General features: G+C 68.0%; 15 protein-coding genes. 9 read left to right on the top strand and 6 right to left on the bottom strand.

Annotation, left to right across the window (positions count from 1 at the left end; translation table 11 throughout):
* Nucleotides 1-946: 946 nt before the first annotated feature.
* Complete coding sequence (dnaA, locus tag ABZ919_RS10275) at nucleotides 947-2,947, bottom strand: chromosomal replication initiator protein DnaA (protein ID WP_361245087.1); 2,001 nt, start codon at nucleotides 2,945-2,947, stop codon at nucleotides 947-949.
* A gap of 396 nt (nucleotides 2,948-3,343) precedes the next feature.
* Between dnaA and rpmH the strand changes: the two genes are divergently transcribed.
* The 9 genes from rpmH (at nucleotide 3,344) to ABZ919_RS10230 (ending at nucleotide 10,359) form a co-directional block, all read left to right on the top strand.
* Nucleotides 3,344-3,481, top strand: coding sequence for a 50S ribosomal protein L34 (gene rpmH / locus ABZ919_RS10270; RefSeq protein WP_003956500.1), 138 nt, complete (start codon nucleotides 3,344-3,346; stop codon nucleotides 3,479-3,481).
* A gap of 21 nt (nucleotides 3,482-3,502) precedes the next feature.
* Nucleotides 3,503-3,874, top strand: a complete 372-nt coding sequence (rnpA, locus tag ABZ919_RS10265; protein WP_361245084.1) for a ribonuclease P protein component — start codon at nucleotides 3,503-3,505, stop codon at nucleotides 3,872-3,874.
* Complete coding sequence (gene yidD, locus ABZ919_RS10260) at nucleotides 3,871-4,245, top strand: membrane protein insertion efficiency factor YidD (RefSeq protein ID WP_361245082.1); 375 nt, start codon at nucleotides 3,871-3,873, stop codon at nucleotides 4,243-4,245. The genes rnpA and yidD overlap by 4 nt, the downstream gene beginning before the upstream one ends.
* Before the next feature lie 3 nt (nucleotides 4,246-4,248).
* Nucleotides 4,249-5,532 carry a membrane protein insertase YidC gene (gene yidC, locus ABZ919_RS10255; RefSeq protein ID WP_361245080.1) on the top strand — a complete coding sequence of 428 codons (1,284 nt, stop codon included), beginning with the start codon at nucleotides 4,249-4,251 and terminating at the stop codon, nucleotides 5,530-5,532.
* Nucleotides 5,533-5,547: 15 nt separating this feature from the next.
* Nucleotides 5,548-6,060: a R3H domain-containing nucleic acid-binding protein gene (locus tag ABZ919_RS10250; protein WP_361245077.1), complete on the top strand. Its 513-nt coding sequence runs from the start codon at nucleotides 5,548-5,550 to the stop codon at nucleotides 6,058-6,060.
* A 117-nt stretch (nucleotides 6,061-6,177) separates the two neighbouring features.
* Nucleotides 6,178-6,894 (top strand): 16S rRNA (guanine(527)-N(7))-methyltransferase RsmG, encoded by a 717-nt coding sequence (gene rsmG / locus ABZ919_RS10245; RefSeq protein ID WP_361245075.1) that lies wholly within the window; start codon nucleotides 6,178-6,180, stop codon nucleotides 6,892-6,894.
* A gap of 364 nt (nucleotides 6,895-7,258) precedes the next feature.
* On the top strand, nucleotides 7,259-8,332 hold the full coding sequence (locus ABZ919_RS10240; protein ID WP_361245749.1) for a ParA family protein: 1,074 nt from the start codon (nucleotides 7,259-7,261) through the stop codon (nucleotides 8,330-8,332).
* Nucleotides 8,329-9,423, top strand: coding sequence for a ParB/RepB/Spo0J family partition protein (locus ABZ919_RS10235; RefSeq protein WP_361245072.1), 1,095 nt, complete (start codon nucleotides 8,329-8,331; stop codon nucleotides 9,421-9,423). Before ABZ919_RS10240 ends, ABZ919_RS10235 begins: the two co-directional genes overlap by 4 nt.
* A gap of 318 nt (nucleotides 9,424-9,741) precedes the next feature.
* Nucleotides 9,742-10,359: a GNAT family N-acetyltransferase gene (locus ABZ919_RS10230; protein ID WP_361245070.1), complete on the top strand. Its 618-nt coding sequence runs from the start codon at nucleotides 9,742-9,744 to the stop codon at nucleotides 10,357-10,359.
* Nucleotides 10,360-10,482: 123 nt separating this feature from the next.
* On the opposite strand, the gene trxA is transcribed toward ABZ919_RS10230, so the two are convergent.
* From trxA to ABZ919_RS10205, 5 genes are all read right to left on the bottom strand, one after another.
* On the bottom strand, nucleotides 10,483-10,815 hold the full coding sequence (gene trxA / locus ABZ919_RS10225; protein WP_361245068.1) for a thioredoxin: 333 nt from the start codon (nucleotides 10,813-10,815) through the stop codon (nucleotides 10,483-10,485).
* Between the two features lie 51 nt (nucleotides 10,816-10,866).
* On the bottom strand, nucleotides 10,867-11,838 hold the full coding sequence (gene trxB / locus ABZ919_RS10220) for a thioredoxin-disulfide reductase (RefSeq protein WP_361245065.1): 972 nt from the start codon (nucleotides 11,836-11,838) through the stop codon (nucleotides 10,867-10,869).
* A gap of 157 nt (nucleotides 11,839-11,995) precedes the next feature.
* A complete protein-coding gene (locus tag ABZ919_RS10215; RefSeq protein WP_361245062.1) occupies nucleotides 11,996-12,940 on the bottom strand; it encodes a zf-HC2 domain-containing protein in 945 nt (314 codons plus the stop codon).
* Nucleotides 12,937-13,662 carry an RNA polymerase sigma factor SigM gene (sigM, locus tag ABZ919_RS10210; protein ID WP_361245060.1) on the bottom strand — a complete coding sequence of 242 codons (726 nt, stop codon included), beginning with the start codon at nucleotides 13,660-13,662 and terminating at the stop codon, nucleotides 12,937-12,939. The genes ABZ919_RS10215 and sigM overlap by 4 nt, the downstream gene beginning before the upstream one ends.
* 22 nt (nucleotides 13,663-13,684) lie before the next feature.
* The gene (locus ABZ919_RS10205) at nucleotides 13,685-15,385 is read right to left on the bottom strand and encodes a protein kinase family protein (protein ID WP_361245058.1); all 1,701 of its coding nucleotides are present in this window, start codon (nucleotides 15,383-15,385) and stop codon (nucleotides 13,685-13,687) included.
* Between the last annotated feature and the right edge of the window lie 62 nt (nucleotides 15,386-15,447).

The following is a 15,447-nucleotide window of genomic DNA, read 5'->3' as shown; positions in this document are numbered from 1 at the left end:
CGGGAAGGACACCGGGGACCAGTCTGACGCACCGCACTGACAGTAGGTGCCTGTCGGGGTCAAGTCGCTCCGGGCGGCAGCCGGACGCGAGACAGCGAGTTGTGCACAGGCCCCGCTTCGAAACGAATGCCGAGCTCTCTCTAGTCGGGAGTAGTAGTAGGGCCTGTGGATACGGTGGATAACCACGTTTTCCCAGCTCAGAGCCGATATTTTGTCCACCGGGCCTGTGGGTGGTGCCGGTGGACAACCGGGGGTATCTGTGGAGAACAGAAAGTTCTGCACATCCCGCCCACAGCCCGAGGGCAGTTCTCCCCAGCTGCGTCCCCAGGTTTACCCACGTTTCCCACACCCCAATCCGGCACCTTCGTGTGACGCCTTTCACTCGACGCGGTGACCGGGTGCGTCGCGTTGCCGAACAGTGGACAGCCATGTGGAGAAGCTGGGGATCACTGGGGACAACCGGCTCCAGCCTGTGAGTCGGCCGTGGAAAACCTCGTGCACAGCCTGTGGATCTCCGCTTCCTCCACAGCCTGTGCAGATCATTTGTCCACGATTCCACAGGCTGCTGAGCTGCGCGAACGCGTTCCGCAGAGACTCCCTGTGGACGCCGTTCGGGACAACTCGGCAGTCCCCAGCATGTGGACGGAAGAAACCCAGCGAATCTGTGGAGGATGGCCGTAACCCGGCACTTAATCGAACACCCGATGGCGGCGGAGGAACATGCGCCGTGGCCGCGGGCAGTCGTGCCGCCGGTCGATGGGCCCTGCACGCGCCGGCAAGCGACCCGCCGGCGGCCGTTTCCAGCGCGCTGGGCAGCCGTCACTGCGGCCGTTTCCAGCGCTGGGCAGCCCCCACTGCGCACGGCGGCCACGCCGAAGGGCGCCCCCGGGAACAGGTGTCCCGGGGGCGCCCTCAGCGTCGGTGTGCGACCGGCGTCAGCCGTACGTCAGCCGTTCTTGATGCGGTTAGTCAGCTCGGTGACCTGGTTGTAGATGGAGCGCCGCTCGGCCATCAGCGCCCGGATCTTCCGGTCGGCGTGCATGACCGTGGTGTGGTCGCGTCCGCCGAACTGCGCGCCGATCTTGGGCAGCGAGAGATCGGTCAGCTCCCGGCACAGGTACATGGCGATCTGCCGGGCGGTGACCAGGGCGCGCCCGCGCGAGGTGCCGCACAGGTCCTCCACCGTGAGCCCGAAGTAGTCGGCGGTGGCCGCCATGATCGCGGAGGCCGTGATCTCGGGCGCACTGTCCTCGCCGCCGGGGATCAGGTCCTTGAGAACGATCTCGGTCAGGCCGAGGTCCACCGGCTGCCGGTTGAGCGAGGCGAAGGCCGTCACCCGGATCAGCGCGCCCTCGAGCTCACGGATGTTCCGCGAGATCCGGGAGGCGATGAACTCCAGCACCTCCGGCGGGGCGTTGAGCTGCTCCTGCACCGCCTTCTTGCGCAGGATCGCGATGCGCGTCTCCAGCTCGGGCGGCTGGACGTCGGTGATCAGACCCCACTCGAAACGGTTCCGCAGCCGGTCCTCCAGCGTGACCAGCTGCTTGGGCGGCCGGTCACTGGAGAGCACGATCTGCTTGTTGGCGTTGTGGAGGGTGTTGAAGGTGTGGAAGAACTCCTCCTGCGTGGACTCCTTGTCCGCGAGGAACTGGATGTCGTCGACGAGCAGGATGTCCATCTCGCGGTAGCGCTTGCGGAAGCTGTCGCCCTTGCCGTCGCGGATGGAGTTGATGAACTCGTTGGTGAACTCCTCGGAGCTCACGTACCGCACGCGCGTGCCCGGGTAGAGGCTGCGCGCATAGTGCCCGATGGCGTGCAGCAGATGCGTCTTGCCGAGCCCCGACTCCCCGTAGATGAAAAGGGGGTTGTACGCCTTGGCCGGTGCCTCGGCCACGGCGACCGCGGCCGCGTGCGCGAACCGGTTGGAGGCGCCGATGACGAACGTGTCGAAGAGGTACTTCGGGTTCAACCGCGCCGTCGGCTCGCCGGGTCCGCTCGCTGGCGCGGGCTGCGCGGCCAGCGGACCGGACGCTCCCGTGCCGCCGCTCGTGGGCAGGTCCGGGCGGCCGGGGCGGCCGGGGCCGCCGCGGTGCGCCGGGCCGCCACCCGCCTGTTCGGGCAGCTCACGGCGGACGGGGTCGCGCTGGTCGTACTCGGTGCGTGACGGGTCGTACTCGGTGCGTCCGGAGTCGTACTCGGTGCGTCCGGAGTCGTAGTCGGGGCGCACCGAGTCGTAGTCCGTGCGCGCGGAGTCGTAGTCCCCGCGGGGGCTGTCGTACTCGCTGCGCTGCTGCTCGTACGACGGCCGCTCCCTGCCCTGCGAGCGGTAGTCCGGGGACGGCGAGCCGTAGGTGCCGGATCCGGAGCCGTAGGCGTCCTGGGACGACGGCGAGGCGTACGGATCGCGCTCGGGGAAGCCCAGCCGGGGCTGCTGCCAGCCGTACTCGTTCTGCGTGGGACGGGGCCAGGCGCCCGGCTCGCGGCGCTGGTACTCGGACGGATACGCCGGGTGCACCTCGGGGAGCCGGTCGGGGCGGGACTGCTCGGCCGGCGGCTGCTCGGCGGCGCGGTGGCGGCCGTAGCCCTCGTACGGCGCGGCCGGCAGCTCCTGCTCCTCGTAGCGCGGCTTGGGCGCCTGCTGCGGCGGTGCCGCGGGAGCGGGTGGTTCACCCGCGGAGTCGTCCACGGTGATCGCGATGCGGATGGGGCGGCCGCATTCGCGGCTCAGGGTCTCGCTGACGATCGGCGCGAGACGGCCTTCCAGCACGCCCTTCGCGAATTCGTTCGGTACGGCGAGCAGAGCGGTGTCCGCCACCAGCGCGAGCGGCTGGCAGCGCCTGATCCAGTGCTCGTCCTTCGCCTCGACACCCTGTCCGCGGCCTTCGCCGAGAAGCTGCTCCAGTACTCGCGGCCACACTGCGGCAAGATCGGCGGGTACGTCAGCCACAGGGCACGCTCTCTCACAGGTCCCACGAACGTGTGATCGCGGGACGGGTCGGGGGGTACTTCGGGTGGTCGGTGGGTCAAACCCGCCGGGGCGGGGGACAAAAGAACGAATCGGAGTTCAGCCACGGTAGTCAGCGCGGCGGGTACGGTTCAAGTTGTTGTCCCCAGCCTGTGGATAGTGTCTCTCCGTGACCCCCGGTTTGACCGGATGGTGCGGCCCCGCGTACCGTAACCAGGTCGAGTTGTCGATGGCTGCTGCCGCCTGCCTCCGATGGGCACAGATCACTTCAGGTGATCGGGAAGCGGTGCACTCGGGCGTGACGCGAGCTACTCGTGGGCGCACGGTGACAGCCAAGACGGCACCCCGCAACTACCGATTTCTTTCTGGAGCCCCCGAGTGAGCAAGCGCACCTTCCAGCCGAACAACCGTCGTCGCGCGAAGACCCACGGCTTCCGGCTGCGTATGCGCACCCGTGCCGGCCGCGCGATTCTCGCGTCCCGCCGTAGCAAGGGTCGCGCCCGCCTGTCCGCCTGATTCCGATCAGGTCATGACGTCGTGCTGCCCACCGAGAACCGGCTGAGGCGGCGCGAGGACTTCGCGACCGCGGTTCGACGAGGTCGCCGGGCAGGACGCCCGACCCTCGTCGTCCACCTTCGTAGCGGTGCCACGGACCCGCACGCGCCTGGGGAGAGCGCTCCCCCGACGCGTGCGGGTTTCGTCGTGAGCAAGGCTGTGGGTGGCGCGGTCGTGCGCAACAAAGTGAAGCGCAGACTGCGCCATCTGATGCGTGACCGAGTCGCCCTGTTTCCCCCCGGTAGCCTGGTAGTCGTACGAGCGCTGCCCGGAGCGGGCGACGCAGACCATGCACAGCTGGCCCAAGACCTGGACGCCGCCCTTCAGCGGCTGCTGGGAGGGGGCGCGCGATGAAGTACCCGCTGCTGGCTCTGATCAAGCTGTACCAGTGGACGATCAGTCCACTGCTGGGGCCGGTGTGCAAGTACTACCCGTCGTGCTCCCACTACGGCTACACAGCCATCGACCGGCACGGTGCGATCAAGGGCACGGCACTGACCGCTTGGCGCATCCTCCGGTGCAATCCCTGGTCGCTGGGCGGTGTGGACCACGTTCCGCCGCGCAAGCGTCCGCGATGGCACGAAATGCTGCGCAACGCTTGGCGCGCACGCAAGGGCGGGACCTCCGCCGCCGAACCGGCCACCCAAGCGAAGCCCGAGACGCCGTCTTCCGAGCTTCCTCCGAGCCCGGCCGCAGAGACCTCGTCCCATGCCCAAGGAGCATGATTAGTGGACACGATTGCCAGCCTCTTCAGCTTCATCACGACACCCGTTTCCTGGGTCATCGTCCAGTTCCACACGGTGTACGGCGCCATCTTCGGCCCTGACACCGGATGGGCCTGGGGCCTGTCCATCGTGTCCCTGGTGATTCTGATCCGTATCTGCCTGATCCCGCTGTTCGTCAAGCAGATCAAGGCCACCCGGGCGATGCAGACACTGCAGCCCGAGATGAAGAAGATCCAGGAGCGCTACAAGAACGACAAGCAGCGCCAGTCCGAAGAGATGATGAAGCTGTACAAGGAGGCGGGTACCAACCCGCTCTCCTCCTGCCTTCCCATCCTGGCGCAGTCCCCCTTCTTCTTCGCCCTGTACCACGTGCTCAACGGCATCGCGTCGGGCAAGACCGTCGGTGTCATCAACAACCAGCTGCTCGCCAGCGCCCAGAAGGCACACATCTTCGGTGCCCCGCTGGCCGCGAAGTTCCTCGACAGCGCCTCGCAGGTCGAGCAGCTCGGTGCTTCGCTGGTGAATGTGCGCGTCGTCACGGCGATCATGATCGTCCTGATGTCTGCGTCGCAGTTCTACACGCAGCGCCAGCTGATGACGAAGAACGTCGACACCACGGTGAAGACGCCGTTCATGCAGCAGCAGAAGATGCTGATGTACGTCTTCCCGATCATGTTCGCCTTCTTCGGCATCCGGTTCCCGGTCGGTGTCCTCATCTACTGGCTGACCACCAACGTGTGGACCATGGGCCAGCAGATGTACGTCATCCACAACAACCCGACCCCCGGTTCCAAGGCCCAGGCCGCCTACCTGGAGCGCCTGACCAAGCACGTCACGCACCACGGCAAGGTCCGCCGCCGGAGCGAGAAGACCATCGTCAAGGCGATCGTCGCCAAGGGTCGCGACCGCAACGAGTTCGAGCGCAAGTTCATCAACGCCCTGAACAAGTCCGGTCTCGCCGCCCAGGCCGACGGCAGTGTGGTGCAGAGCGCGGTCCAGGCCGAGGCACAGACCGAGGACGGCGTGACCACCACGGCCACACCCGGTACCGCCACGGCCGCCCGGCGTCAGCAGCCCAAGCGCCAGAGCAAGGCGCAGCGTCAGTCCGGCGGGCCCAAGCAGGCGGACGAGACCACCTCGCTGGAGAAGTCCGACGAGCCGCAGGACGCCAAGCCCACCGCTGACGAGCAGGCCCCGAAGCCCGGCTCCGGCGGCACCCGCAGCAAGGCCCAGTCCGGCCAGCGCAAGGGTGGCTCGCAGCGGCCCAAGTCCCCGTCCAAGAAGTAAGAAGGAGTCCATCCCGTGACGGAAGGCACCACCTCCGCCGCTGCCGAGGGTGCAGACACCCTGACCCGCCTGGAGCAGGAGGGTGAGATCGCGGCGGACTACCTGGAGGGTCTGCTCGACATCGCCGACCTCGACGGCGACATCGACATGGACGTCGAGGCCGATCGCGCGTCCGTGTCGATCATCAGCGACGCCGGCGGCCGCGACCTGCAGAAGCTGGTCGGCCGGGACGGCGAGGTGCTCGAGGCACTGCAGGAGCTGACGCGCCTGGCCGTGCACCGGGAGACCGGCGATCGCAGCCGGCTGATGCTGGACATCGCGGGTTACCGGGCCAAGAAGCGGGCCGAGCTGTCCGAGCTGGGCGCCGAGGCCGCCGCCGAGGTGAAGAGCAGCGGCGAGCCGAAGCAGCTCAAGCCGATGAGCCCGTTCGAGCGCAAGGTCGTCCACGACGCGGTCAAGGCCGCGGGACTGCGCAGCGAGTCCGAGGGCGAGGAGCCGCAGCGCTTCGTCGTCGTACTGCCCGCCTGATCGGCCCCCACGTTTCACCGGCCCCGTCTGTAGAGCAGACGGGGCCGAACTTTGTCAGCCTGGTAGTTCTGGTGGCCGGTGCGCGAGGCGCCGGCGCTGTACGGAAGGACGGTCCCCGTGACGGAGGCAGCGGTGCTTCCCCCCGCGCCCGAGGAGGCGCGGGAAGTGTTTGGTGATCGCTTCACCGATGCGGTCCGCTACGCGGAGCTGCTCGCCGAGGCGGGCGTGCAGCGTGGCCTGATCGGCCCGCGGGAAGTGCCCCGCCTGTGGGAGCGGCATCTGCTGAACTGCGCAGTGCTCTCCGAGGCCGTCCCCGAGGGGGTGACGGTCTGCGATGTCGGCTCCGGCGCCGGTCTGCCCGGCATCCCACTGGCTCTGGTCCGGGAGGACCTGAACATCACTCTGCTGGAGCCGCTGCTGCGGCGCACGAACTTCCTCACCGAGGTCGTCGAGCTGCTCGGCCTGGACCACGTCACGGTCGTGCGGGGTCGTGCCGAGGAGGTCCTGGGCAAGCTGCCGCCCGTCCACGTGGTGACTGCCCGGGCCGTGGCACCACTGGACCGTCTGGCCACCTGGGGCATCCCCTTGCTGCGTCCCTACGGCGAGATGCTCGCCCTGAAGGGAGACACGGCCGAGGAGGAGCTGAAGGCCGCGGCCACGGCGCTCAGCAAGCTCGGAGCCGTGGAGACGTCGATCCTGCATGTGGGTGAAGGCATCGTGGACCCGATGTCGACGGTGGTGCGCGTCGAGGTCGGTGAGAGTCCGGGCGGTGTGCGGTTCGCAGCCAAGCGCGCCAAGGCGGCCAGGACCGGCCGGGCGCGCCGTCGCCGCTGATCCGTCCTGACGACCAGACGTACTCCACACAAGCTGCCAAACCTACGCAGGCCGGAGTGTCGCGAAGGTCCGGTCGCTGACGCTGTGCATCGTGTTTCACGTGAAACGTCGCTCACTGCTGCACGGCATCATCAGTCGCGGCCGGGCTGCGGCCGAACCCCGCGACCGCAAGCCCCTCGGTTCCCTGGGGGAGGATCCTTCCTCCCAGGGGACTCCGCCCCTCTCCGAGGCCGCCTCATCGCCTTCCCAGGCCACTCCACCCTTCTCCGGAGGCACTCCCTCCCTCTCCAGGGGCACGGAGTTGTCCACAGAGGTGGATTTCTCCACAGAACACCAGGGCTCACTGGTTCACGACCCCGAAGACATGGGAGGCTCTGTTCATTGCGAGCCTGAAGTCGAGGAGAGTGAATCCTTGCGGTCCGACGCCAACATCGCGGGACCGATGACCGATCCGGTCCCCGGTCCCCGTACCGAGTCGATGGGGGTGGATGTTTCACGTGAAACACCGCCTCCGATGGACGACACTCCGATCGGTCGTGCGGCCCAACTGGCGGTAGAGGCTCTGGGCCGCGCCGGCGAAGGTCTGCCGCGACCGGAGCAGACCCGAGTGATCGTGGTCGCCAACCAGAAGGGCGGCGTGGGCAAGACGACGACGACCGTCAATCTTGCTGCTTCGCTGGCTCTGCACGGCGGCCGTGTCCTGGTGATCGACCTCGACCCGCAGGGCAACGCGTCCACCGCCCTCGGGATCGACCACCACGCCGAGGTTCCTTCCATCTACGACGTGTTGGTGGAGAGCAAGCCTCTCGCCGAGGTCGTTCAGCCGGTCCCCGATGTGGAAGGCCTCTTCTGCGCTCCCGCGACCATCGATCTCGCCGGTGCGGAGATCGAGTTGGTGTCGCTGGTGGCGCGTGAGAGCCGGTTGCAGCGGGCGATCCAGGCGTACGAACAGCCACTGGACTACATCCTCATCGACTGCCCGCCCTCGCTCGGCCTGCTGACGGTCAATGCGCTCGTGGCCGGCCAGGAGGTCCTCATCCCGATCCAGTGCGAGTACTACGCACTCGAGGGTCTGGGGCAGCTGCTGCGTAACGTCGACCTGGTGCGGGGTCACCTCAACCCCACGCTGCATGTGTCGACCATCCTGCTCACCATGTACGACGGCCGGACGCGTCTCGCATCCCAGGTCGCGGAAGAGGTGCGCACCCACTTCGGCGACGAGGTGCTGCGGACGAGCATTCCCCGCTCGGTGCGTATCTCCGAGGCGCCGAGCTATGGGCAGACGGTGCTGACATACGATCCTGGATCGAGCGGTGCCCTGTCGTATCTTGAGGCGGCCCGAGAAATCGCGCTGAAGGGCACCGGCATCAGCTACGACGCGAGCCAGGCCCACATCGGCGCCCAGAACGACCCGAGCATGGTGGAGGGGATCCAGTGAGCGAGCGACGGAGGGGGTTGGGCCGTGGTCTAGGCGCACTGATCCCCGCTGCCCCGAGCGAGAAGAACCCGGCTCCGGCGGCGCTGGGAGGCGGCCCCTCCGCCTCCCCCGCGGCCGTCCCGGTGCTGACGACCGACCGTGGGGTGGCTGCGGCAAAGGTGGCCACGCTGCCGCCTGTCTCACATGAAACCGAGGAGTCCCCGGTCCCGGTCAAGGAGACGCCTGCTCCTCCGATGGGGGCGCACTTCGCCGAGATCCCTCTCGACGCGATCTCTCCCAACCCGCGTCAGCCGCGTGACATCTTCGACGAGGACGCGCTTCAGGAGCTGGTCACCTCCATCAAGGAGGTTGGTCTGCTGCAGCCCGTCGTCGTGCGGCAGCTGGGGCCCGCCCGCTATGAGCTGATCATGGGTGAGCGGCGCTGGCGGGCCTGCCGTGAGGCCGGTCTGGAGGCCATCCCGGCGATCGTCCGGGCCACGGATGACGACAAGCTGCTCCTGGACGCGCTGCTGGAGAACCTGCACCGCGCGCAGCTGAACCCACTGGAAGAGGCAGCCGCCTACGACCAGCTGCTGAAGGACTTCAACTGCACGCACGACCAGCTGGCCGACCGGATCGGGCGCTCCCGTCCACAGGTCTCCAACACGCTGCGTCTGCTGAAGCTCTCGCCGACGGTCCAGAAGCGGGTCGCCGCCGGAGTTCTCTCCGCGGGTCACGCCCGGGCGCTGCTGTCGGTGGCAGATCCGGAGGAGCAGGACCGGCTGGCTCACCGCATCGTGGCCGAGGGGCTGTCCGTGCGGGCCGTCGAGGAGATCGTGACCCTCATGGGCTCGCGGCCCCAGAAGCCCCAGCGCCCCAAGGGCCCGCGCGCCGGCTCCCGGCTTTCTCCGGCACTGAATGACCTGGCGACCCGCCTGTCGGACCGCTTCGAGACCCGGGTGAAGGTCGACCTGGGCCAGAAGAAGGGGAAGATCACCGTTGAGTTCGCCTCGGTGGACGATCTGCAGCGGATTCTGAGCGCCCTTGCTCCGGGAGAAGGGCCGGTGCTCCAGCAGGAGCTGCAGCATGCGACGGACGACCAGGACGACTGATCCTGGCCCGACCCGATCGCACAGAGAGCGGGCCGTGTCCGGTGTGTACCGGAACACGGCCCGCTCTTTGCTTTGAGGCAGTATCGAGCGAATCGCATCGTGGATACGATGCGAACGGGTTTGGCGCATCCACCGAACAGCATCTTCATCTCTGAGTGGGGAGACGGGGGCCATGCGATCGATGAGCCGCACCGGACTGGTGAGCGCGGGCCTGAGCCTGGGAGCGGTCGGCGGATTCGTCGGCAGCCTGCTCAGGGAACGCAGTGCTCTGACAGCCGCTCGTGATGCGGCGGGCGAAGGAAGCGAGGAACAGCCTTCATGGGGCGTCGGCTCGTGCCGCTCACGCTGGACAACCTTCAGGACCTTCCCCGACGCTGTCGCTCGTGTGTCTTCTGGGAGTTGGACCCCGTCAGCGGCGAAGCGGCGGTAAAGGCAGGCACCTCGGCCCTGGAGAAGGAGTCGTGGATCTCCGCCGTCCTACTGGACTGGGGGTCGTGTGGCCGAGTGGTCTACGTCGATGACGTGCCGGCGGGGTTTGTGCTCTACGCACCTCCGGCCTATGTCCCGCGCTCTACGGCGTTCCCCACGAGTCCCATCTCCCCGGACGCCGTTCAGCTGATGACGTCGTTCATCATGCCCGGCTATCAGGGCCAGGGGCTGGGCCGTGTGCTCGTGCAGACGGTCGCCAAGGATCTGCTGCGCCGAGGGTTCAAGGCGATCGAGGCCTTCGGTGATGCCCGTTGGAAGGAACCCGCCTGCCTGCTGCCGGCGGACCATCTTCTGGCTGTCGGCTTCAAAACTGTCCGGCAGCATCACACGCACCCCCGGCTGCGGCTCGAGCTGCGGTCGACGCTCTCCTGGAAGGAAGACGTGGAGATGGCGCTCGACCGGCTTCTCGGAGCGGTCCAGAAGGAGCCTGCGCTGAGGCCGCTGTAGGAACATGTTGGTGGCAGTCGGTATCGACTGCGCTCTCATGCGAATGGGCCAACCCATGAGGGTTGGCCCATTCGTGTTTCACGTGAAACACCCGCCGCCGATGCGACTGCTCGGTGCTGCGCCTTACTCGGCGATGAACTCCTCGAGGTCGCGAACAATCGCGGCCTTCGGCTTGGCGCCGACGATGGTCTTGGCGACCTCGCCACCCTGATACACGTTCAGGGTCGGGATGGACATGACGCCGTACTTGGCGGCCGTACCCGGGTTCTCGTCGATGTTCAGCTTGACGACCTCGAGCTTGTCGCCGTACTCGGCAGCGATCGCCTCCAGGGACGGAGCGATCTGGCGGCACGGGCCGCACCAGGCGGCCCAGAAGTCCACCAGGACGGGCTTGTCACTCTTGAGGACGTCCTGCTCGAAGGAATCGTCGGTCACATTCTTCAGGGTGCCGGCCACGTGAGGCTCCTTAGCTCGTTCGTGCGGTGGGGCGGGGGGGAAGGGGGAAGATCAGACGGCAGCGGTCTTCTCGGGCTCCGCCTTGTCCTCGTCCGCGAGGGCGGAGAGGAAGCGCTCTGCGTCCAGAGCGGCGGAGCAGCCAGTGCCGGCCGCGGTGATTGCCTGGCGGTAGGTGTGGTCGACCACGTCACCGGCGGCGAAGACCCCGGTCACATTGGTGCGGGTGGAGGGGGAGGCAACCTTCAGGTAGCCCTCCTCGTCCAGGTCCAGCTGGCCCTTGAACAGCTCGGTGCGCGGGTCGTGACCGATCGCGATGAACAGACCGGTCACCGGCAGCTCCAACAGCTCGCCGGTCTTGATGTTGCGCAGCTTCAGGCCGGAGAGCTTCTGCTCCCCCTGGATCTCGGCGACCTCGCTGTCCCAGACGAACTTGATCTTCGGGTCGCCGAAAGCGCGCTCCTGCATCGCCTTGGAGGCACGCAGCGTGTCCCGGCGGTGGACGATCGTCACGGACTTGGCGAACCGCGAGAGGAAGGTGGCCTCCTCCATCGCGGTGTCACCGCCGCCGATCACGGCGATGTCCTGGTCCTTGAAGAAGAACCCGTCACAGGTGGCACACCAGGAGACGCCTCGGCCGGAGAGTGCGTCCTCGTTCGGCAGGCCGAGCTTGCGGTGCTGGGACCCGGTGGTCACGATGACGGACTTCGCCTTGTGGACCGTGCCCGCCGTATCGGTGACGGTCTTGATCTCACCGCTGAGGTCGACGGAGACGATGTCGTCCGGGATGAGCTCGGCGCCGAAGCGTTCGGCCTGCGCCCGCATGTTGTCCATGAGGTCGGGGCCCATGATGCCGTCGCGGAAGCCCGGGAAGTTCTCGACCTCGGTGGTGTTCATGAGCGCGCCACCGGCGGTGACGGCCCCTTCGAACACCAGCGGCTTCAGCGAGGCGCGCGCGGTGTACAGCGCCGCCGTGTAGCCTGCGGGCCCGGAGCCGATGATGATCACGTTACGGACGTCGCTCACGGCTTGATTCCTCGTCTCTGGTCTGTATCAGTCGACCGGCGGGAGCCCCTTTCAGGACTCTCACCCCACCCAACGGATCCTACGGGGCGCGCATTCCCGGTGTGTCGGGGCACACGCGTGCGTCGGAGACACGGACGGAGGAGCCCACCAGCCAGGCTCAGGGACGAGTGAAGGAGTGCTTCAGGAGAACCCTGCCCGCGGAGCCGGACTGCTGCCCCATGCAGGCCGTGTCGACGATGTAGACCGTGACATGTGTGCCGTCGTTGCCATCGGGCACCACGACCAGGTAGGCCGACTTCCCGTCGTACGTTCCCCTCTTGGCGCCCAGGACGTCATCACCCTGGTGAAGCGCCGCCCGAATGCAGTCGGGGACGGCGACGCTGGTCTGGATCAGCGTGTTTGCGCCCTGGGGGGCCTGGGAGGTTTGCTGCTCCGACTGAAGGCCCGATCGCGGCTGCTCGCTGCCCGAACCTCGCTGCGGCTTGTTCTTGGTGGTGAGCAGATCCTTCACCTGGCTCTGGACGCTCGCGCCGGAGAAGGGACCGATGGAAGCTGTCTGTTTCCCGGGGGCGGCGGTGTCGGAAGAGTGATCGCCGAGCGACTGCAGCACCAGCGATCCGGCCCCCAGGATCGCCGCGGTAAGGACGGCTCCCAGAACCACACGCCTGCGCCGCCGCCCTCGCTCGCGTTCCTTGCGTCCTGGACCGGTCGCTGCCTGCGGACGTCCCGCAGGGCGGTCCGAGGGAAGCGATGTTTCACGTGAAACATCGCCGTCACCGTCTTCGACGCGCTCGCCGCCCGGTTCGGCCTCCGAGATGACCCTGGCGCTCGGCAACCCCTTATCCGAGGCACTGAGCAGTGCTTCGGCGGCAAGGGCGGCATCGATACGACCGGCCACGTCGGCGGGCATGCGCTCTGCCTCCGATGCGGAACCCAGCAGCCCGCGGATCTCCTCCAGCGAGGTCCGGACGTCCGCGCACAGCTCGCATGTCGCCAGATGGCGCCGTACGTCAGCGCTGCGGTTCGGAGGAAGAAGGCCTTCGGTGAGGTCGGAGATCTCCTCGACGTCCGGGTGCCCGGCCGTGTCCGTCCTGGAAGTCACGCTCGCCCACCTCCGCCCTTCACTACGGCTGAATCGCTCGGTCCCGTGTCATCGGGGCCCCCGGTCGGAGCCCCCGATGCCGGTGGGACGGATGTCCCCTGCACCCGGTTCCGTCCCGCGTCGGTTTCTTTTCCGCTCCCGGAACCTTCGGGCCGCAGATGGGTGAGAAGAGGCAGTAGCCGGGCTCTGCCGCGGGCGCACCGGCTCTTCACCGTGCCCGTCGGGACCTCGAGGATCCGGGCGGCCTCGGCCACCGGATAGCCCTGCATGTCCACGAGAACCAACGCGGCGCGCTGGTCGTGCGGGAGCGTACCGAGCGCCTCGAGGAGCTGGCGATGCACATCGTTGCGCTCGGCCGGTGCCGAGGCCGATTCGTGCGGCTCCAGGAGCTGCTCCAGCCGCTCGGTGTCGTCGACCGGCGAGGTCTTCCGCGAGGCTGCCTTGCGGGCACGGTCCAGGCAGGCGTTCACCGTGATGCGGTGCAGCCACGTCGTGACGGCCGACTGGCCCCGGAAGGTATGCGCAGCACGGTAGGCCGACACCAGGGCGTCCTGGACCGCGTCTGCGGCCTCCTCGCGGTCCCCCAGCGTCCGCAGCGCGACCGCCCAGAGCCGATCCCGATGCCGCCGCACGATCTCACCGAAGGCATGGGAGTCGCCTTCCACGTGGCGAGCGAGCAGGTCCTTGTCGCTCACGCCGTCGTATCCGGCGCCCTCCGCCATCTACCCCTCCCGAGTGGAGACCTCAGCTGGTCACCTTGACGTCCGCCACTCTGCCCCGCCACTGGCCCGCCCCGTCAGAGGGCAGCTTGGTCAGCCACACCAGGAGGTACCGCGTGTTGACGGGCTTGCCGGGCTTGAGCACCACCGTCGTACCCGAGCCGCTGGCCACCTTGGTGTAGGCGTCGAACAGCGTGGGTTCGGATCCCGCGTCCGCGCCTGCGGTACGGAGCTCGACCGAGGTCTCTCCCAGGAAGGTGACGGTTGCCTTGCCGACCTGCTGGACCTTGCCCAGGTCGAGGATGATGCCGACGCCCGGTTTCAGGTTTCCGAACTCCGGGCTGCGATAGAAGTCCGTCTGCCAGTAGGTGGACGGACTGTTGTCGTAGGCCTTTCCTACGTCAGCGGGCTTTTCGGAGTGGTCCTCGCTGAACGGGTCGAAGTCGCGCGCGCCCTGTACGGCGATCGGCTTGATGGGAGCCGGCTTCTTCGGGCTTTTGTCCCCGTCGTTCGTCTGCTGGCTCTTGTTGGTGTCGTCGGACTTTCCGCTCTGCCCCATCAGTGCGTCCGCCAGCTGCCAGCTGCCGAGGCCGAGGGCGGCGATGAGGAGGGCGGAGACCGCCCACTTCAGGGCCTTGCCGGTACGGCTCTGCAGCGGGGGCGGCGGGGTCGTGATCGGCTGCGTGACACCGGGGTGCGGTGCCGGACGGCCGTACGTGCCCTGCTGGTAGGTCGTGCGCTGGTACTCCGGCGGGGCCGTGAACGCCGACTCCGGCGGGCGGATCCGCGGCATCTCGCCGATCGCCTTCACCAGCTCTTCCGGCGTGGTGCACGCAGCCTCGTGACGGGAGGCGGTAGCCCCGTCGTTGGCGAGGGCGCGCATGGCCAGTTCGGACAGGCCCCGGTGAACACCGGCGCGCACCTGGTCCGGTGCGATGAGGCCGACACCCTTGGGGAGCCCGGAGAGGCCGTACGCATCGCTCTCGTACGGCCAGCGCTGGGTCAGCGCCGCATACAGCAGGGCGCCGATCGCCTCGGTGTCGGTGCGCTGCGGGGTGTCGGAGCTGATGCCGCGCAGGGCGGCGTTCACGGCCAGGCCCCGGATGCGCCACTGTCCGGACGAGGTGCGCAGGACGGCGTTCGGATTGACCCGGAGGTGGGCGAGGCCCTCGCGGTGCGCGGCGGCCATGGCCGAGGCGACCTGACTGACCATCTGGTAGGCGTCGTGCGGCTCCAGCGGGCCGAGCGCGAGAAGCGCGGTCAGCTCGGTGGCGTCGGGCAGCCACTCGTGCACGACGTAGACGAGGTCGTCCTCCTCGACGGCGTCGAGGACCTGGACGAAACGGGGATCGCCGAGCAGCGCGGAGGAACGGGCGGCGGCGAGGACGGAGCGGGCCCGTGCGTGCTTCGCGGGCAGGATGTGGACGCCGACGGCACGACGGAGTTTTTCGTCGACCGCACGCCAGCTGCTGAATCCGTCCAGACGGGTGACGCACTCCTCCAGTCGGTAGCGTCTGGCGAGCTTGTGACCGCTGTGCAGTTCGGGAGGCGAAACCTGCTGCCTGGAATCGTCGGTGCCGCCGCTTCCCACTGCCTCGTCGCTGTCCGTGTCCCGCTCCGGGTTCTTGGCCACCCCGTCGGCCGTGGACTGGTCCGCCTTGGCGGTCAGCGGTTGCTCACCGCTGTTGTCTGCCACGTCGACGGCAGCCGTGCTCCGTTCCGCCACCGTCGTCCCTGCCTCCCCATCCGTTGCACGCTGTCCGACGCCGAAACCAATTGTGCCCACAG

The organism is Streptomyces sp. NPDC046759 (assembly GCF_040645475.1).
GTDB lineage: Bacteria > Actinomycetota > Actinomycetes > Streptomycetales > Streptomycetaceae > Streptomyces.
This window is presented reverse-complemented; position numbering and strand designations above follow the sequence as displayed.